We start from the raw sequence: 19,107 nt of genomic DNA on the forward strand, positions 1-19,107 counted from the left end.
TATCTTAATATGTACTGTTTGCTTAAATGGTTTGTGATAAAATTAAAAATACTACGAGGAGGGGTACGATTCATCCTATGACTAAAGTCATAGGCTTTCTCTACCCCTACACCCCATTAGTCGTAAAAGGAAAACTGAAAGGTCTTTCTTTTTGCATATTGCTATGAAAAATAGAGGGATATCCTGTGATTAAGGATATCCTTATCTGCTCTTTTTGTCGTCTTTTCCTTACAGCTGTCTTCTCCTGAAACCAACATACATGGCACCCACACCTGCAAGCACCAGTACGGTTCCAACAATGTCAGCACCGGAGAAGGATGAGCCCCCGGATTCCTTATTTCTGGGGTTTTCCTTGGTCATCTCATAGCCTTCCACGTAATCGCTGCTGGATTCTGCTGACTCGGATGTTGGTTGTTGTGCAGATTCACCATAACCTCCATCTGAAGTAGTGGTGGTCTGATTGGATGCAGTACCTGTGGTTGTAGTGTTCACGATCTGTGCACTGCCGACACCACCGCTGCTGGAAGAACTTTCGGAATCAGACGGGTTTTCGGATGATCCGATTGCAGCTTCTAATTGCTCCTTGTATTTGTCCATCGTTTCCTGATCAACAACATCAGCACCTGGAACAGACATAATTCCATCTACATAATCGTCCAGCAAAGGGTTTCCACAGGTATGATGACAGCATGCAGGACCATTTTCAGCAACTGATTCTACATACTCTCTAACAAGAGTTTCCTTTACTTCATTGGATGGTTCCCAATAACCCTTTCTTACGGCTTCAAGCATTCTTGCGGAAATCGATTGATAAGCTTCTGCATTGTTAGCATCGAACCACTCATTCATATCTTCATTAACATACAATTCATAGGTCTCCTGCCAGACACTATCATCCACAAGTTCGGGATTGGAAACTTCCCATCCCCAGAGATTATCCACAAACTCGGCCATCATGCGTCCTCCAGCATAGCCGGATTCCTGCATGCCGTCCATCCATTTCGGATTCCAGTAGCGTGAACGTAGATTTTTCATCAGATATTCCTGCATACCCGCCATTGTGGCTGCATCCGGATCGCGGGTGTCTGATACATACATCTCGGGAGTGGTCCCTGAAACATACCTTGTTGCAAGATTCAATGCACCGAAATACTGGAAGAAATCATCATTGTCCAACGTATCATAAAGGTTGGAAGAATCCGAGTGAATGGAAGCATCCACATTGCGCAGGTTTGATGTGAGCAACTCAGAACATTTGAAACCCCAGAGATCCTTTCCGTACACGTAGCCCATCTTCTCAAGGTATATTTCAGCGATCTCGCCTTCACTATCCCAAGAGCCACTTGCAGCAATCGCGTTACCTGTTCCGATCTCATAGGTGCCATCCATTACGGCAAAGCAGCGCATGTTAGCAAGTTGACGTGCAAGCTCATCTGCTTCTTCCTCAGTCATTTCCTTTGAAAACTGTGCATATAGTTCATCATAGATGGCCGATGTACTCTCGTTCACATAGTTGGAATAGTTCCCTACAGGTGCTTTATCTGCCATTGCAACAGCATGGTCAAGCATCTTGATCTTCCCGGGGAAAGCGTCACGCATACCCGCAGTAGCATAGACAATATCAATTCTGGGTCTGCCCGGATAATCACCATAAGAAGGCTGTAATTCTTCTTCAGGTAGTACTTCGAACTTGCTCAGGTCAATCCTGCCGTTGGCATCCCATCCCGGCTTTATACCAAGTAGGTAGAGTGCTTCTGCTTCCAGAGTACCATGGTCCCTTATGAATTCCACACCAAAACGTGAAAAAGATACTTTCCGTGGATACTCACCATGCTTGTCATAATAATCCGTGAGCATCTGTTCTGCAAGGTATTTACCCAATCTCCATGTTGCTTCGGAAGGATATAACTGCGGATCCACTCCATAAAAATTTCTGCCTGTAGGTACTGCTGAAGGATTCATTACCGGATCTGTACCAGGCCCTGGTTCAATATAACCAGCCGAGAGTGCAGACATCATCTTGTCCATCTCGGCTGCCGATCCAATTAGCCTGTCCCTGTAGACAATGCCCCTTTCCAGATCACTGGAAACTGAAGCGTTAGTCGCATTGTACACAAGCATTTGGGAATCGTTCACACTGGTATCATTAGTCACCACTTCCCAGACAAGCAGATTAACTCTGGTGTCATTCGAAGGAATTCCAAGAGGATATTCACTTTCTGGATAGAAGGCTGCACTTACGTTCTCTTCAAATTTGTTACCCATCATGGCCCGAACCATACAGGAAAGCTCATCCTTTTCAGGATATGTCATATTGGTAGAAGGAACTTCTCCCAGAACATGCATACCATAAGGAATGTTTTCTCCCTCGATTTCTTCCACATATTCATGGAGTACGTTCTTGATGAAATCTCCAAATTCACTTGTATTATAATCGTAGAGTTCAGTGACATTCAGTCCCAAATCCACACTCAGGTTCAGGTCAACAATTTCATCAATTATCTCAACCTGATAGGCCTGTTTTGTCTGTTCACTCATTTCCGGCCCATAGTATGTTTGCATGAGTTGGGAAAGGTTGGCAATCTCACCATAACTGCCAGACCTTTCAAGAGTAGGCGTCAAATGATCGATGATCAGGGCATTGCCCCTGTACTCTGCTGTCAGACCTTCTCCGACATTAGCAACAATGTAGGGGTAAATGTTAGGTAGATCCTGTAATAATACAGGAGCCCATTCTTCGGTCCTGTTGAGACCGTATGTCTGTCCTGGCAGCCATTCATGAGTACCGTGTGTTCCGAAATGGATTATTGCATCAGGATTCCACTCCTTATTGAGCCAGAGATAAAAACCAATGTACTGATGGGGCGGTGGTACAAGTGCACTGTGATAGAGAGTGTCATCATTTTGCATCATTCCTCGGGCAGGTTGTGGCATGAGCCAGACATCACCACATTGTACCGCCGGTATCACCAGATATTTACCGGTCTCATTCTCCCAGATCATGAGGGATTTATTCTCAGGTAAATCTTCTTCCCATGGGGCACCCCACTCCTCTATCACCTGATTCTGAAGATTTTCGGGAACTTCCTGTTCAAACCATTCATGGTAGGTTTCCATAGGAATTAATTGCAGTCCCCATTCTGTCCTGTTTTCAACCATCTCATTCATTACTCCAGGTGCCCAGGAACCTGCATTTATTCCTTGGGATTGTAATTGCTCAAGAAGGACTGAGTTATTTTCAGGGATATTGGAAATCGTATAATTTTTGGAATCCATTCTTTCAAGCAAAAGTCTCATGCTTGTTATGGTATCAAGGTAACTGGCCCCGATATTATCCTTACCAGAAGGATAATTATAGTAAATCACAGCAACTTTCTTGTCTTTATTTTCCTTGAGTTTGAGATTAGCCCATTTAATGGAACGATTGCTAATCCAGTCAATCTGGGAATCAAGCGGTATGTACTGGGTGCTTTCAGTATCCGGATCATATACAGCATTACCTATCAATATGTATTCAAAGATACCGTCCACGCTGGGTGCGATTGTTTTGTACACCATCTGGGAATTAGGAATACCCCTGTTAGCATCCGCAGGATCAGGATCTGAAGGGACATCGGCAACTATACCCCGCAGCACCGGTACATTAAGGGCTTTAAGTTCCTCAATTCCTTTCTCATTGTTCCAATAATTTAACCTGAAACTCTTTAGAGATATTACAGATTGAACCAGAGGAGTGCCGTTCTCATTACAGTAATATTCGGTAATATTATTGAAAGTATCAAAGCCCACCAGCACATTGCAGTCCTTGTTTTCAATGTCCTCTATCAGGGCATTTACAACATCCAGTTGTTCCTTTGTGATGTCCGATCTATGGAACCACATTCCTATAGTGGGCTTTTCAGGATCATAACTATGATTGCCTGCAGAAACATTGGAATACCATTGAATATATTCCTCGGTTGTCTCAAAGAAACGTTTCTCTGAAGCAGGATGATAGAGACCCGCCTCAGGAATTACATCACCTTCACCTGAAATTTGCCAGCCCTCGGTCAAGAAATTCATCTTACCATATTCTCTTGAAGAATATATCAACAAGTTTTCAGCATTAATCCTGCCAGAGGAACTTTCACCCATATTAGCATAATACAGAGCAATCGTATCATTTTCCGACCCATTGGATACATAATCAAAGAAAGCAGGGGCATTTGCAGAGTTAATATCAAGCAGAGAAGAGCCGTTGTCATGCGCCTTCAGAAAAGTGCTGTTAAATTCACTGTCATAACCTATCATGTCACAGAAGATGGCATCCTGTGTGGATAGGAAACCCGAATCAGAAACATTGCCGAGTTCATCACTCATACCACTCCAATCAGATTTATAGGAAGGTATATATGTGAAGTTTATAAATTTCGCATAGGGATTAGTAAGGCTTGCCTGCTCGATGGGTTCATTATGAGTGTAATAGACATAGGTGAAGTTCAACTGTGGCCACTCATCTGTAATTTCCGCATGATTACCATAGTTCCTTGAGAGATGAAGCAAAAAGTTCTCAGCGCTCTTCAATCCGTTTCCTGAAGATTCCATATTGTTGTAGTAGTTGCATATATGGTCATTGACAGAACCATTTGAGACATAATCAAAAAAGTCAGGTGTCCCATAGGAATTAACATCTAGCAGAGATGTGCCATTTTCATGTGGACCGTAGAAAGTACTGTTATAAAAATCGTCATACATTATCATGTCACAGAAGATGACATCCTGTGTAGAGAGGAATCCGGAATCAGAAGCATTCATGAGCTCATCACTGGGACTCCAATCAGATGTGTTAAAGCTTGGTATATATGTATAATCTATGAACTCAGCATAAGGATTGGTTCTGCTTGCTTTGGAAAGAGGGTTGCTGGAATCATAGGCTATATAAGTAATATTGATCACAGGCCAGCTATCAGTGATCTCAGGATGGTTCCCATAATCCCTTGAAAGATGTATCAACAGGTTTTCGGCACTTTTCCTGCCTGAATATGAGGAACTGTCCATATTATTAAAATACGTACAGATTTTATCTTCCGCCCATATTTCTTTAGTCCCGTCAGGTTTGTAATCAAAGTAAGAAGGAATACTGGATGACCTAATAGCTAACAAAGACGTCCCATTCAGATGAGCTGCATATAATGTATCATTTAAAGGTTCCCAGCTAGGTTCCCACAACATATCGCAGAAAATTACATCCTGAGTCAGCAGGAACTCATTTAAACCGTTGGTTGAAGCATTTTGAATCTCATCACTTACCGACCATCCGTCATATGCAGGCACGAAAGTATAATTTATCTGGTCAGAATAAGGATTGCCCGAAGAAGCATTGTTCAAAATCCCTTTTTGGTCTTCTAGACCTATATAAGTAACGTTAACCTGTTCTGCCGCCGATACCGCCGGCATTGCCACTGCCAACATAATCAATACACTTAAAACTAATAAACACACTTTTCCAAATCGCATATTATCGCCTCGATAGTATGCAGCACATCCCGACCCAAAAGCCCGCCAGCCGACAGGTCGGGATGTCACCACAATATTTTCAACTTAAATTTATCTACAATTTCTCCTTACATATAATCAATAAACTTGTTTTTATATAACAAAAAAATAAAACGGGTTATCCTCCCGATTCGTTTTTACCCTCGGGCACATAAACCACCCGGCCATCTGCCAGCTGGTAGGCCGTACCCAGTGCTTCACCTGACCCGCCTCCAATTTGTTCGGTCATGTTGAGCACTTCGATGTCCTGACCTTCCTTTACGATGATCTTCATGTTTTCCTCTCCCGGATTCTTTACAATGGTCACATCATCCGTGGGAGACAGCAGCTCAGGAAGTTGGAAGGACATCACCAGGGCCACAAGCAGGGCTACGGAGAAGACCATGGCTATGTCGAAAAGGTTGGCCACGCCTGTTAAGGGGTTCTGTTCATCTCCTTCATAAAGCAGGCCACTTCGCCTGTATTTTCGTTTTTTCATTCCTCTCCCTCCATGCATTCAAGCAGATAATTGATATCAGCCATATCCTGCCAGTACCATCTTTTACGTACCACGGTCAGGACATATCCTACGATACCGGCAAACAGACCGAGTACCGTTGTCGCAAAAGCAACCATCAGGTTATGAGCCAGCTGGAGGATGTTACCTTCTGCAAGACCTATAAGCGCCGGACCGAGGGGAATAAGCGTTCCCATCAGGCCTAGCATCGGGGCAACCGTGGAAAGGATCTTGGTATACTCGAGGTTCTTGGTCATTCGCACCTCATACTCCTCGGAAAGCCAATCAATAGATGTGGCAGCACTGCTGCCAAGATGGGCAGCAGCATCCCGGGCAAATGCCATTACAAGGGAATTTTGCTTCAGTTCACCCAGGTGTGTAGCGGCAGAATCAAAATCAGAAGATTTCACGGAATCCTGCACCTTTTTACCAATAGCTTCAAGCTGGGTGACATTGCGGTGCCTCTTGGAATATTCGGAAATGAACTCACCGATCAGAGCCAGAGATGATACAACTGCTAACAAAAGCAGTATAATAACAGGATACAATAGTGAAGAAGAAACTGTATACATTATCTGGAATAACGAAGAATCTATTGCCATTTTTTATTATCACTCCTTAAATTAATGCTGGATTTTGATACGATTAAGTGCAAAGCCAGCCGAGATAAGAATTGCAAAGCCGATGAATGGAATAATATCGAATTCTGGGCCGCTGAAAGTCGGAAGACCCATTTGTTTTGCATGCATGTAGGCAGGGGCAATTACTGCACCCATTAAATAGAACAGGCCCACGAAAGTCATGGCATTGCCCAGGGTTGTTGGATCCTTTTTAAGCCTCCTGACAACCAGGGAAGAAGAAACGATGGAAGCAAAAAAGATGACACCGACCCCAAGTCCCAGAAGCGCACTGCTGATCTCAACGGTATTAGAAAGCAGCATAATCGACATGAAAAGGGCTGCAAGGCATACCGGACAGGGCAGGGAGATAACAAGGAAAGTCTTATGGGATACATCCACCCCGCAATTCCATTTTTTGGATGTGTATATTCCCACGCCCAAAAGCAAGAGAGCCATTACCACATGCAGACCCATACCAAGTTGGTAAGCATTCAGCAGGTAGGATATATCGACATAATTAAGAATTACACCTATTATTACTGATAATACAAAATACATCCCTGCAATGGCTAATGACTGTCTGCGATCGATAGTCGAACATCCGCATCCCACTCCGGCCTTAACTGCAAACACAGCTATCGCCAGTAAAATTCCTATGACCGTTAAATATACTGCACTCATTGATATACAACCACCATTATGTCGGACAAATGAAACTTACTCTAAGTTTCTATTATACCTTGTACTGCCCAATAATTAATTCACTTGACCGATTAACAAATCAATTACACTTGCTATCTCGAGTATATCCATAGTATATAAAAAAAAGTTTTAGGATAACATGTGTAACCCATTTGGGTAACATAAATTGGCCATTTATAAGGAAAAAGAAACTATCCTTATAACACTTATTATAAAAAGAAAGTAATAGAAAACTACATTAAAGCAGAAACCCCGACAATATGTCCAAAAGACTAATATACAACACAACATCAAATGCAGCGTCTAATGAAAGAACTCATATGCCCTAAATGTGGCAATACTACTCACAATCTTTATGAAAATGTCTGCAAGACCTGTTTTTTCAAGCAGTTCAAACTTGCCGAATTAGATCCTGTGCTAAGCATCCAGATCTGTGCCAGATGTGGCTCCAAGTACGAAAGAGGACATTGGACAGATACAAAACACGATACAGATACAGTACTCGAAAAAGTTGAAAGCCAATTGTTGCTTCATGAAAATGCAGACATAATTGAACTTGGATTTGAACCTCAAAAACTGACTCCCTACCAGTATATTGTTAATGTTTACATTCAGGCAGAAATCTACGGCATGCCTCTGGAAGAAAAACTCACAACTGAGGTCCGTGTCCAGCGCGGTGTCTGTGATGCATGCAGCAGGATAGCTGCCGGTTACTATGAAGGAATTATCCAGCTTAGGGCAAGTAACAGGAATCCTACAGATGAGGAAAAGAAAAAATGTGACCACCTGGTCCGTGACACCCTGATCCGGATGGAAAAAAAGGGGGACAGACTGGCTTTTATTTCAAACATGTCTTCATCAAAGGAAGGAACAGATTACTATATCGGCTCATCCGGAGCCTGCAGGCAGATCTGTAAAATTATAACATCCAAACTTGGAGGAGAGCATCAGGAATCCCCGTCCCTGTTCAGCCAGCGAGATGGTAAGGAGCTCTATCGAGTATCATATGCGGTACGTCTGCCAAAATATGTTCCCGGAGATATTCTCTATTTTAATAATCAGGTATTGCAAATAAAAAAATGTGATAAAAAGGCCAAATGTATAGACCTGCAAACCGGCAAGAAAGTTATTGCATCCATAGAAGATATCGAAAAGGCCGAATTCCTGGGAGTATACAATGATGCAATACGGGCTGTGCTGGTGGCAATTGAAGACAATGCCATAATGGTCCTTGATCCCACAAACTACCAGACAGTGACCCTCAAAAAACCCTTTTTCCTGACTGCCAGAGAGGGAGAGGAAATTCCGGTACTTAAAACCGAATATGGAATAATACCCATCCCCGAAGAGATAAAAGCATGAAAAATATCCTGATAATCGGGTACAGCAGCAGGAATATTGCCTGTTCTGCCAGGGGTGCAGGATATAATGTATATGCAATTGATGCTTTTTGTGACCGGGATCTGGAATATAATACCTGCAAATGCCATGCTTTGATGGAAGAAGACATCCATGAAGTGGATAGGGAAGAAATTGTCCGGATAATGGATAATTTCGAAACGGATTTTGACGGAGTTGTCCTGGGCTCGGGGTTTGAAAATCTTGAGAGAGAAATCTTTGACTGCCCAGTCCTGAATAATTCTGTAAGACAGATGAGAACTGTATCGGATAAAAAACGTTTTGCAGAAGAATTACAAAAACTTGGTATCCCTCATCCTGAAACCCATGTAGCTACGAATCCTCCGCAAATAAACACCCCAAAGATACTCAAGCCAGCAATGGGAGGCGGAGGGATTTTCAATAAAATAGTAACCAGTGCAGATGAACTGGAATACCAGGTTGACAGTCTATGCAAAACCGGAAATTTCAAACCGGATGAACTTATTCTGCAGGAAGTCATACAAGGCACTGCAGCAAGTGTTTCCATGATAAGTAATGGAAAACAGGCTACTGCAATTGCTGTTAATGAACAACTCATAGGAATTCCCTGGCTTACCAACATGCCGTTTGCTTATTGTGGAAATATTACTCCCATGCAGACACCCTATGAAAAGGAAATGATTGGAATCTGCGAAAAATTATGTAAACACTTTAAACTGAAAGGTTCCAATGGAATGGATTTCATAATTACGGAGAAGGGACCTGTGATACTGGAAATAAATGCTAGGTTTCAGGGAAGCCTGGATAGTGTGGAAATTGCAACAGGAATCAATTTATTCCAGGCACATGTGGATGCATTTAACGGAAAACTGCCCGAAAAACCGAAATACCAGCGATGTGGCGGGAGAACTATAATTTACGCTTCTGGAAAACCGATTACAATAAGCAAACAAATATCTGAAGTCTTTGGAAAGGGACGTTTTGCAGACATCCCGAAACCCGGCTATGAGGCATACCCGGATGAGCCGGTTGTTTCGATTCTAGCAGAGGGCAATTCCAGGAACGATGTAATTGGACATATGAAAGAACAGGCGAAAATGCTCCATAAAATACTGTAATGCAACCCAGGCTTGCCCATAAAGTCCTCTTGACTACAAACTCCGTCATTTGACCACAAAGTAGTACGTTTGACCATAAAGTCAAGAAATCAGTACCTTCTAATGCTCTCGATTTTCTGAAAATAGTAGCAATTTCAAATATTTTTCGACAAGGAACACAGCATCCGTATTACCCCAGTTTGACAGTTTCTACATTCAATAAACTCCCCATTCTGGAAATCATCATCTGAGTATTGATCATCCAGATCATCAAGTTCATCTTCAAGATCTGAATCATCCAGAAATACTGGTTTTACAATATGCCCACAATTTGGGCACGGTCTTTCCCCTAATTTTGCGTACAATACTCTCATATAAGTGAGTATCTCTGTTGATGTCCCTACTGTTGATCTGGGACTTCTGTTTGTTAACCTCTGGCTAATGGCAATAGAAGGAGATAATCCAATGATGTCATCAACTTTCGGTTTACTCATGCCGTCGGTGACCAATCCCATTGATTCCATATACTGCCGTTGACACTCTCTTTGCAATATACCATGGCAAAAGTCGACTTTCCCGAACCAGAAGGTCCAGCTAAAACAACTAACTTGTTTTTAGGTATCTTAGCTGACACATTCTTTAGGTTGTGCTCTTTTGCTCCTTTTATTTCAATGAATTGGTCCATAGGAATACCACTTACCTTTTTGCATAATGGAGCATTGCCATTCCATTCGCAGTTTCAGTCTTTAACAATTTTAGCTTGATTTCAGGGTTGTTGTCTTTAAAAAGAGGAATCCCTTCTCCAAGGATACAAGACATAACAGCAATGAGGTATTCATCGATCAGGTCTTTCTTCATGAAATCATCGATGATCCCTGCTCCGCCTATTAACCAGATATCCTTGCCGTTCTCGTCCTTCAATTTCCCTATAAGATCCTCGACATTTTCATCAGTGAATTCAACTTCCTCGTTATTGTCCATCTTTTCTGATGTGTAAACGTACCCTTTGGTTCCTTTGTATGGATATTCTCCGAAAGTAAGTATCTGGTCGTAGGTCTTTCGACCCATGATCACTGTATCAATGGATCCATAAAACTTGTCGTAACCAGAATCAACAAAATCAGCATTTGGTTCAGAGCCATCACCTTCCAGCCAGTCAACATCTCCGTTCTTTCGTGCGATATATCCATCCAAACTCATTGCAATATACAAAATAACCTTTCTACTCATTTTTTTCTCCACCTTTTGATTTTTTATCATATAGCATACACTTTCAACTGTCAATTATTTGTTATTCAGGACTTTGTTTCCTCTTCAAGTCCTCTGGACATCCTATCCCACAGGTCTGCGAATAGCTTGAAGTCCTCATCACCAAGTATTTCCCCTATTTTTCTGAAGAACTGTTGATCTGCAGAATCAAGAACTTCAAGGACTTTTTTTCCAGTGCTGGAAATACATAGGTGAGAGACACGCTTGTCCTTATCAGATTCCCGAACACCTATAAGCCCCATTTCCTGAAGCTTTTTGACAGCATTGCTTACAGCGGGTTTTGATACTCTCGCACTGGCTGCCAGTTCTGACATTGTCGGGTCACCTAATTTCTTGATCAGAGTCAAGTAAAGGTACAATCTTGCACTCAGGTCGCTGTTATTGTCAAGTTTCCCGTCGTTGACGATCTTGTTGTAATAGATGCTGACATTTTCAAAGGATAATTGATCAGGCATTATAGTTAATTAAGTTAATTAATATTTATAATCATTGGTTAATTAAGTTAATTAATTATGCCCCCGTTGAGTACAAACGATTGACTGAAAATTCATGTTTGTGACCGCTAATACTCTATTTTTGGAACAAAGTGAGAATCCCGTGGAAATCATTAGTGTTGCATTAGAATTCAGATGAAAGTTTAAAGTAAACCAATGATAATCTCATCTTTATTCTCTTGGTTTTGACTGTAGTTATTTCTCAAAAGTTCATTGATTCATCTTTTTTAGTTGCGGCAACATAAATGAGGACCTAACCTCGAATTTTCAATCAAAATGCTGCTTTTTTTATTCGCTCAATAGTAGGAAATAGCTTGCCGATATGCGATTTGACCACAAAGTGGGTTATTTGACTATAAAGTAGGGTAGTTGACCACAAAGTAGGGGACTTTATGGGCAAGCCCATGCAACCCCATAACTATAAATAATAAGAAGAGAGAAAGCGTAAACTCTACTTATTACTAATTCCTTTCCATGAGGCGATCAATTGATAGATTTAAATGACCCTGTAGTACGAGGATACCTGATACAGCTGCTTGGAGAAGAAGGAATCACAATTATTGAAAACATGCCCGAAGGTGAAGTCACCGACGAGGAAATAGCAGAAGCTACGGGCGTGTTATTGAATATTGTCCGAAGAAACCTGTTCATAATGAACGAGAATAAACTCGCCATATGTCGCCGGGAAAGGGATTCAAGCAGCGGCTGGTTGACATACCTGTGGCAACTTGACCTGGATGACATTGACACCCAGCTGACAAAAGAGAAGAAAAAACTTGTTAAGAACCTTCAGGCTCGTCTGGATTTTGAAGAGGATAACGTTTTTTACGTCTGCCCGGAAGGATGCATAAGGATCCTGTTCAATAATGCAGCTGATTGCCACTTCCTTTGTCCGGTATGTGGTGAAGACCTGACTTTCCAGGAAAATACAGAAATGGTTGATACACTAAAAGAAAGACTTACTGCCTTGCAGGAAAGTTGAGCAATGATCTCTTACAGGGATGCAATACTATTACTCGAAAACGAAGGGTGCTCCAAAAAAGTAATCCAACACTGCATTGAAGTATCAAGGGCATCAGAAGAGATTGCAAAAAGGCTTCAAAAAAGGGGCTATGATGTCGATATCGAACTCGCCAGAATTGGCGGGCTTTTACATGATATCGGAAGAGGTACCACACACGGCATTATGCATGCAGATGCCGGTAGCCGGCGTGCTACTGAACTGGGCCTTGATGAAAAACTAATAGATATTATAAGGAACCATATTGGTGCAGGTATCCCCAAGGATGAAGCAAAAGAAATGGGACTTCCGCCACAGGATTATATGCCCCTCTCCATGGAAGAGAAAATTGTTGCTCATGCGGATAACCTTGTGAAGGGAACAAAACGTATATCCACAGAGGAGCGCATCAACCGGATGAAGAAAAAGGGTGTCGCCAAAGAGGCTATGGAAAGAGTTCATGCCCTTGCCGAAGAACTTGGAATAAAGCAACTTTAAATTTTATGGGATACAGGAAAGCAGTGGCCTTACCTGGACACTCTGCAACACTTCCTCCTGATCATATAACCAAACCCATAAGAGTAATACTGGCCAAGTGGACATCTGCCCTTATGACCCGGACCATGATAATCCGAACCACCTGTTTTTAAAAGACCATACCGATCAGCTAGTCAACTACCCCTTTCTTTCTCAACAGATAAATGGAAATAATAATCTCCATCCCTGTGTTTTACGCTTTGGATGTCTTATATAAAATCTTCGCTTTCTCTGTGGTTTATACATGGAATATAGATTTTCTGCAAAGCCAATTTCATAGAAACTCATAAATAGTGTTTAAACTGAATTATACTGCCGTATAAGGAAAATGCAACGAAGGTATTTGATTATGGCAATGTCGAAAAAAGATATAAACAGAAAAAAAGGTGCAAAGAGAGAAAAACTGGCAAAACTGGAAGAATTAGCAGCCAGCGGCGACAAAGATGCCAAAAAGAAACTTGCCAAGGAAAAAAGGAAAGGAAAATAACTTCCTTTCACTTGAAAGATGAATTTGATGAAGATACCTATCATTATAAACATTGTAAAATGGCTTTCTATATTTTAAAAAGGAGATATGAGGAAGAACTGAAGGCAACAAAATACAGAAATCAGTGAAAGTGGTCAAGTTCAAATTATTAAGTTATAATGGAGACTGGCTATCACTGTTTCAGTAATTATTCAAAAGAAGAATTCTATAGAACCTTTTAATTATACTTTTTTAATATCTTCGACCATCAGGTCATAATCATCAAAGCCTTTCTCCACGACTACAATCACACAAACCAGGACACCCAGTACAGTAGTTACAAAAATAGCTACCATTATGGTTATCTGGTATTTGATAGCCAGTATGGGGTTCACTCCCCCCAATATCTGACCGGTCATCATACCCGGCAGGAATACTATACCCATAGTTGCCATGTTGGCAAGAGTCGGTTTGAGAGAAGATAGCATACTCCTTTGCATATAGGGAAATAAGGCTTCTTTCCTGGATGCACCAACACAAAGCCTGTACAGGTAACGTTGCTCATTGTTCTTTACATCTTGATAAAAATCGTTCAATGCAACAATATTTGCACGCAAGGAGTTACCCATAAGCATACCTGCAATGGGTATGAGGTAGCGAGCCTCAAAGATATCATCAAGATTTATGATAAAACCGGTAAAATAAAACAGAACCAGTATGTTTGCAATGGAAAAAAGGATTAGCATTGTGGGAAGAAAAGGTCCTGTCTTGAAATCCGTTCCTTCGAGTATGGTATATGTCGCAAAGAACAGCATTACAAATACCCATAAAACGTTAATAAGCGGGTTATTAATATCAAAAACTACGGTAAGCAGAAGCCCTATCAGGAATAACTGGAAAGACATCCGCGATACGATAATGACACTTTTCTTTATGATGCCCAATTTAAAATAATAACTTACCAGAAAGGGGAGAATGAGCAGCAAGGTACAGAATATGAAACCGGAAACACCGATATTTTGAATTACGTTAATTTCTGCCATCTATGCACCTCATTTGTTTGGAATATCCACAACACGCAAACCTTCTCTTTCCCACTGGGGATCGTGTGAAATGACAACTACTGTTAATGAAGGGTCATTGGCAAAATAGTCAACTACCTTTGATTTCAATGAAGAATCGAGGGAAGAAGTGGGTTCATCAAGCAAGAATACATTTCTTTCCAGAAGTAGAGACAAAATGAGTACAATACGCTGTTTTTCCCCTCCAGAGAGAGATTTGAATTCTTTTTTGAGAATGGAATCATCAAGTTCAAACCATTCAAGCAACCTTTGGATTTTTTCAAAAGAAGGAGTAAAACCAACGGCATTATAGGTGAATATAGTGTCAAAGAACTCGTTTACACTATCTCTTCCAACATCAACATCCTGGGGAACATAGGCTACTTTTGTACGCACAACAGAAACAGAATTACCATTAACCGGCAAATTATCAAAATAAACATCCCCGCCTGAAGGGCGCATCAATCCCAGCAGACACAGGAAAAGGGTGGATTTACCGGTCCCGGATTTCCCCCGAATTAGAACTTTTTCACCTTCCTTTATTGTAAGATTGAAATTCTCCAGAACCTTCTGATGCGAATGAATAATGCTAAGGTCCCTGTATTCAATAATATTTTGATCCATATACACCAACAGATTTCCCTATAGCAGAAAGTAGATGATCAAACACCATATTTATGGTTTGTTATACATAAAATATATACTCATGATTGGCATATACATAATCAACCTCAAATAAGTAATTGGCTCTGTATATGCTTATTATTGAGTGTATTGAAAAGAACATACAACTTGCACATTACCAATTTTTGTCCAGTATGACATGTAGACAATTCAAATTTCATGTGAAGGAAGTATATTATTAAAATAAATATTCCCTTCCCGAAAGGGAAACAGAAGCGGATAAAAATCTACTCCTGCCTCCCTGGCCTTTTGATATGCTCCGTAGAATCCCGGGTCCATTAGCCGGTTTGGGGAAAATATGAGATATTAAGCAGATTGGTTAATCTGATACATAATTTCCTGCGGCCGCCATACGGACTAAAGAAGGGACACTCCTGACAGTCGCTGTGATAATCATTTTAAATTTTTATTTTCCGCATCCCAGAAAAATAATTCATCTGTATTTCTTTCATAGTTTTCAAATATCGAAGGATACAATTTTGTATATTTTGCTTCTTCAATAGGGATACAAAACATTCTTTCAGGACTTTCTGGAGATCCTCCCAGTCCAATTACTATGTACAGTGGTATATCATTGTTTTCAGAATATTCCTTGTATTTGTCCATTTGATACTTTTTACACCAACTTATACCACCCTGATAAAGACCTGATCGGAATTTACACTCTACCGCAAATCTGTCATCATTTGGCGTATATCTAAAACATAAATCAGGATTGGAGTTGGATTCAACCTTACGATTGTATTTTCTAGTAACATCTGTGGTCCAATCGACTATAGAAAAATACTTTTTGCTGAATTTGTCTGCTACAAATTGCTCGAAAGAATCACCTTTTTTTATGCTCTCTTCAACTTTATTTTCATCATCACTAACTTGATCTTCTTTTTCTTCGATTATAGGTTCTGGTTGTTCTTCAAAAACAGGTTTTTCGCTTGCTACTTCATTATCATTTACTTCATCTTCTTGGAAAGCATCATATGCTTTCTTTAATTTATTTACAAAGCCCATGGTCTACAGTATAGAATATTTAATTTATAAATGTTATCAGTAAAACCCAAATATAAAGTAAAATTCATAAATATTTCAATAACTTCCCAACTCTCGTATCTACTCCCATAAATTACAATTCATAACCATAAACCCAAACAATTGTTGTTTGTGTCAGATCATAATATGCCTAAAAAGATAATAAATATGCATCACCTGTTTTTCTGATTCAGGCATATCAATACCAAAAATCTGACATCCTTTTAATCATGAGCCAGCAGTCCACCGAGAACTGCACCAATAATACCAATTATACCGGTATGCAACATAATCAGGACGAACACACCTGCACCAATTCCTGTAACAATTGCCATCAAACTATTGTGAAAAAGGGAACCCACAAAGCCTGCAAGAATAAAACCGGGAATTACCATCAGTATGAACATGAATAGGCCTACTAAAAAGCCATCCCATGCAGAGCGCACCTCTGAATAAGCTCCTGCAAAGCCACCTACAAATGGGGAAAACATGTTTACAACCGGAACTAGATAAAGTACAAATGTAACTATCAAGCCTATGACGGCACCTTTAATCAAACCCACTTTTTGCCTCCTTCAATATGAGCCTATATCAACCAGAATTAATTTAAATATTCCTCTACAGAAGTCTCAAAGAGAGTGGATATGAACCAGAACGAACAATTCCAGGCCAATCTAGCAGATGCGAGAAACTTGTTCAGGGAAGAAGATGCAGTAATAAGAATAAACGAACTTCCCACAATGATAATCGGGGATTTGCATGGAGACCTTGAAGCCCTGAACACGGTAATTTCAATCAAAGAAAAGTTAGAACCTGCAAACCTAGTATTCCTGGGAGATTATGTAGATCGTGGAAGAAATTCTGCAGAAGTCCTTTCAAGGTTGTTGGAATTAAAAATTGCCTCACCGAAAAATATCTTCCTCCTGAGAGGGAATCATGAAACAAAGCAGATGAACGAAAAAAGTGGATTCCTTGATGAGTTGAAAGATAGTGAGCTGTTCAATTTTGCTAATATCGTGTTTGAAGAAATGCCTGTGGCAGCTGTAATAAACAAAAAAGTATTCTGTGTGCACGGCGGTATCGAGGATATCAGGAAAATAACAACGCTCACAAAACGAAATTCATTTAATTATCTCTGGAATGATCCTTCTGATATACCGGGCCTGAATTTCTCCATAAGGGGAAAAGATATACGGACTTTTGGCCCCGACATTGTGGAAGGGTTTCTGCGCCTTAATGACCTTCAAATGATTATTCGTGCCCATAGCTCACTGGATACAGGATATAGATGGTGGTTTGGAAATAAATTACTTTCAATACATTCCACGCTGAATAACCATGGCACCCCTGCAATGGGCGCTGTATGCCTTATTGAAGAGAATCAACTTGATATATACACATATGGGAAAACGGAAGATGATGCAAAGATTATTGATAAAATCAGGTATGATTTTTGATTGTAAAATACCCTGGCATCCGAAAAAGCCCTAATTATATTAAACAGACATCCCAAATATGCAAAAAAGGAAATGGAATTATACAAAGTATTCGCCGTTAACATTTAAATAATAGAACTACCTCATTTTGTAGAGGGACAGATTAGCAAGTCTGCCCGGCCCCGGCAAATCCCGGGAGCAAAATATCATACAACCACCTTTGTTGATTCCGGCCGGCCCAAACTCGGCCGGATCACAAGCTTTTTTGAACAAACAATATGTATCATTAAAGAATAATATTGCCTGAATGAAAGATTTCAAACTCCATATTTATCATGCCCGTCAATGTGATCCCAAAAAATGCACAGGTAAAAGACTCAAAAAATTTGATCTTGTCCGACTGCATGAAAAAATACCTTCACTCCCGAAGGGATCCATTTTACTTGACCCAATGGCAGAAAAAGCTCTTTCACCTGCAGACGGCGAGATTTCAGATATTATTGTCCTTGACTGCTCCTGGAATACCGTGGAAGAAATTTTTCCTAAACTGTTGCACCGCAAGTTACAACATCGTGCGTTGCCCTATCTACTAGCTTCAAACCCGGTGAATTTTGGCAAACCTTTTAAATTAAATTCTGTCGAAGCTTTTGCCGCAGCTTTGTATATTCTGGGAAACAAGGAACAGGCGGAAAATATTCTGTCAAAATTTAGATGGGGACATACTTTCCTGGAACTGAACAAGGAACCTCTGGAAGATTATAGTAAAGCAATCAATAGTGAAGAAATCATACAAATCCAGAATGAATATATCTGAGACGGAGGCAAAACATGGAGATACAGATTGGAGTTATAGGGGCCGGGTCCTGCGGCAGTGAAATAGACAGCCTCGCAGAAGAGGTGGGGAGGGAGATTGCAAAAAGGGGAGCCTGCCTTCTTTGTGGTGGCATGGAAGGTGTTATGGAAGCTGCCTGCAGAGGATGTAAGAAAGAAGGCGGCAAAACTGTTGGAATACTGCCCGGGTCTTCTGCAAATGAAGCAAACCCTTATGTTGACATCGCCATAGTAACGGACATGGGACATGCAAGAAATGCAATCATTGCGGCTTCATGCGATGCGGCTATAGCAGTTGGCGGGGAATATGGTACATTATCAGAAATTGCATTATCCCTTAAAAACGGCAAACCCGTCATCAGACTGTGTTCAAAGTGGGAAATTGAAGGAACAATCCCTGCCCATTCGGCAAAAAAAGCGGTAGATATGGCATTTAAACAGATAAATTGAGACTACATTATTGATATTTGCTG

At 40.8% G+C, this 19,107-nt stretch carries 20 protein-coding genes; 8 read left to right on the forward strand and 12 right to left on the reverse strand.

The annotated features are described in order from the left end of the window. Positions 1 to 228: 228 nt before the first annotated feature. The 4 genes from EFE42_RS02920 to EFE42_RS02935 form a co-directional block, all read right to left on the reverse strand. Positions 229 to 5,451: a cobaltochelatase subunit CobN gene (locus EFE42_RS02920; RefSeq protein ID WP_233564699.1), complete on the reverse strand. Its 5,223-nt coding sequence runs from the start codon at positions 5,449 to 5,451 to the stop codon at positions 229 to 231. A 202-nt stretch (positions 5,452 to 5,653) separates the two neighbouring features. Continuing rightward, positions 5,654 to 6,013: a DUF2149 domain-containing protein gene (locus EFE42_RS02925; RefSeq protein ID WP_072561794.1), complete on the reverse strand. Its 360-nt coding sequence runs from the start codon at positions 6,011 to 6,013 to the stop codon at positions 5,654 to 5,656. Beyond that, the gene (locus EFE42_RS02930; protein ID WP_123135843.1) at positions 6,010 to 6,633 is read right to left on the reverse strand and encodes a MotA/TolQ/ExbB proton channel family protein; all 624 of its coding nucleotides are present in this window, start codon (positions 6,631 to 6,633) and stop codon (positions 6,010 to 6,012) included. Before EFE42_RS02930 ends, EFE42_RS02925 begins: the two co-directional genes overlap by 4 nt. Positions 6,634 to 6,654: 21 nt before the next feature. Beyond that, complete coding sequence (locus tag EFE42_RS02935; protein ID WP_123135844.1) at positions 6,655 to 7,332, reverse strand: DUF2162 domain-containing protein; 678 nt, start codon at positions 7,330 to 7,332, stop codon at positions 6,655 to 6,657. A gap of 327 nt (positions 7,333 to 7,659) precedes the next feature. Between EFE42_RS02935 and EFE42_RS02940 the strand changes: the two genes are divergently transcribed. Both EFE42_RS02940 and EFE42_RS02945 read left to right on the forward strand, forming a co-directional pair. Then, positions 7,660 to 8,715, forward strand: a complete 1,056-nt coding sequence (locus EFE42_RS02940) for a 60S ribosomal export protein NMD3 (RefSeq protein ID WP_158599181.1) — start codon at positions 7,660 to 7,662, stop codon at positions 8,713 to 8,715. Continuing rightward, positions 8,712 to 9,851 (forward strand): ATP-grasp domain-containing protein, encoded by a 1,140-nt coding sequence (locus EFE42_RS02945; protein ID WP_123135846.1) that lies wholly within the window; start codon positions 8,712 to 8,714, stop codon positions 9,849 to 9,851. The genes EFE42_RS02940 and EFE42_RS02945 overlap by 4 nt, the downstream gene beginning before the upstream one ends. A 134-nt stretch (positions 9,852 to 9,985) precedes the next feature. Here the strand turns inward: EFE42_RS02945 and EFE42_RS02950 are convergent, their stop codons facing one another. From EFE42_RS02950 to EFE42_RS02960, 4 genes are all read right to left on the reverse strand, one after another. Further along, complete coding sequence (locus EFE42_RS02950) at positions 9,986 to 10,354, reverse strand: hypothetical protein (protein WP_199724073.1); 369 nt, start codon at positions 10,352 to 10,354, stop codon at positions 9,986 to 9,988. Next, entirely contained in the window at positions 10,321 to 10,515 is a 195-nt protein-coding gene (locus EFE42_RS10970; protein WP_199724074.1) for an ATP-binding cassette domain-containing protein, read from the reverse strand. Before EFE42_RS10970 ends, EFE42_RS02950 begins: the two co-directional genes overlap by 34 nt. Positions 10,516 to 10,526: 11 nt before the next feature. Beyond that, entirely contained in the window at positions 10,527 to 11,060 is a 534-nt protein-coding gene (locus tag EFE42_RS02955; protein WP_123136122.1) for a dihydrofolate reductase family protein, read from the reverse strand. Positions 11,061 to 11,125: 65 nt separating this feature from the next. Further along, the gene (locus EFE42_RS02960) at positions 11,126 to 11,554 is read right to left on the reverse strand and encodes a MarR family winged helix-turn-helix transcriptional regulator (protein ID WP_123135847.1); all 429 of its coding nucleotides are present in this window, start codon (positions 11,552 to 11,554) and stop codon (positions 11,126 to 11,128) included. Between the two features lie 526 nt (positions 11,555 to 12,080). Between EFE42_RS02960 and EFE42_RS02965 the strand changes: the two genes are divergently transcribed. The 3 genes from EFE42_RS02965 to EFE42_RS10605 all read left to right on the forward strand — a co-directional run bounded on the left by EFE42_RS02965 (position 12,081) and on the right by EFE42_RS10605 (position 13,617). Next, on the forward strand, positions 12,081 to 12,575 hold the full coding sequence (locus EFE42_RS02965; RefSeq protein ID WP_123135848.1) for a transcription factor: 495 nt from the start codon (positions 12,081 to 12,083) through the stop codon (positions 12,573 to 12,575). Positions 12,576 to 12,578: 3 nt separating this feature from the next. Beyond that, positions 12,579 to 13,091 (forward strand): TIGR00295 family protein, encoded by a 513-nt coding sequence (locus EFE42_RS02970; protein WP_123135849.1) that lies wholly within the window; start codon positions 12,579 to 12,581, stop codon positions 13,089 to 13,091. A gap of 388 nt (positions 13,092 to 13,479) precedes the next feature. Beyond that, a complete protein-coding gene (locus EFE42_RS10605; RefSeq protein WP_199724075.1) occupies positions 13,480 to 13,617 on the forward strand; it encodes a hypothetical protein in 138 nt (45 codons plus the stop codon). A gap of 221 nt (positions 13,618 to 13,838) precedes the next feature. Here the strand turns inward: EFE42_RS10605 and EFE42_RS02975 are convergent, their stop codons facing one another. From EFE42_RS02975 to EFE42_RS02990, 4 genes are all read right to left on the reverse strand, one after another. Continuing rightward, positions 13,839 to 14,639, reverse strand: coding sequence for an ABC transporter permease (locus tag EFE42_RS02975; RefSeq protein ID WP_123135850.1), 801 nt, complete (start codon positions 14,637 to 14,639; stop codon positions 13,839 to 13,841). 9 nt (positions 14,640 to 14,648) lie between these two features. Further along, positions 14,649 to 15,281, reverse strand: coding sequence for an ATP-binding cassette domain-containing protein (locus EFE42_RS02980; RefSeq protein WP_123135851.1), 633 nt, complete (start codon positions 15,279 to 15,281; stop codon positions 14,649 to 14,651). Between the two features lie 453 nt (positions 15,282 to 15,734). Then, positions 15,735 to 16,349, reverse strand: a complete 615-nt coding sequence (locus EFE42_RS02985; RefSeq protein ID WP_233564700.1) for a hypothetical protein — start codon at positions 16,347 to 16,349, stop codon at positions 15,735 to 15,737. A 242-nt stretch (positions 16,350 to 16,591) separates the two neighbouring features. Next, positions 16,592 to 16,930 carry a DUF5518 domain-containing protein gene (locus tag EFE42_RS02990; RefSeq protein ID WP_123135852.1) on the reverse strand — a complete coding sequence of 113 codons (339 nt, stop codon included), beginning with the start codon at positions 16,928 to 16,930 and terminating at the stop codon, positions 16,592 to 16,594. 81 nt (positions 16,931 to 17,011) lie between these two features. On the opposite strand from EFE42_RS02990, the gene EFE42_RS02995 reads away from it, so the two are divergent. From EFE42_RS02995 to EFE42_RS03005, 3 genes are all read left to right on the forward strand, one after another. Beyond that, complete coding sequence (locus tag EFE42_RS02995) at positions 17,012 to 17,824, forward strand: metallophosphoesterase (RefSeq protein WP_123135853.1); 813 nt, start codon at positions 17,012 to 17,014, stop codon at positions 17,822 to 17,824. 286 nt (positions 17,825 to 18,110) lie between these two features. Next, the gene (locus EFE42_RS03000) at positions 18,111 to 18,617 is read left to right on the forward strand and encodes a DUF367 family protein (RefSeq protein ID WP_123135854.1); all 507 of its coding nucleotides are present in this window, start codon (positions 18,111 to 18,113) and stop codon (positions 18,615 to 18,617) included. 14 nt (positions 18,618 to 18,631) lie between these two features. Beyond that, on the forward strand, positions 18,632 to 19,084 hold the full coding sequence (locus EFE42_RS03005; protein ID WP_123135855.1) for a TIGR00725 family protein: 453 nt from the start codon (positions 18,632 to 18,634) through the stop codon (positions 19,082 to 19,084). The last annotated feature ends 23 nt before the right edge of the window (positions 19,085 to 19,107 follow it).

The organism is Methanohalophilus sp. RSK (genome assembly GCF_003722075.1).
Taxonomy (GTDB): Archaea; Halobacteriota; Methanosarcinia; order Methanosarcinales; family Methanosarcinaceae; genus Methanohalophilus.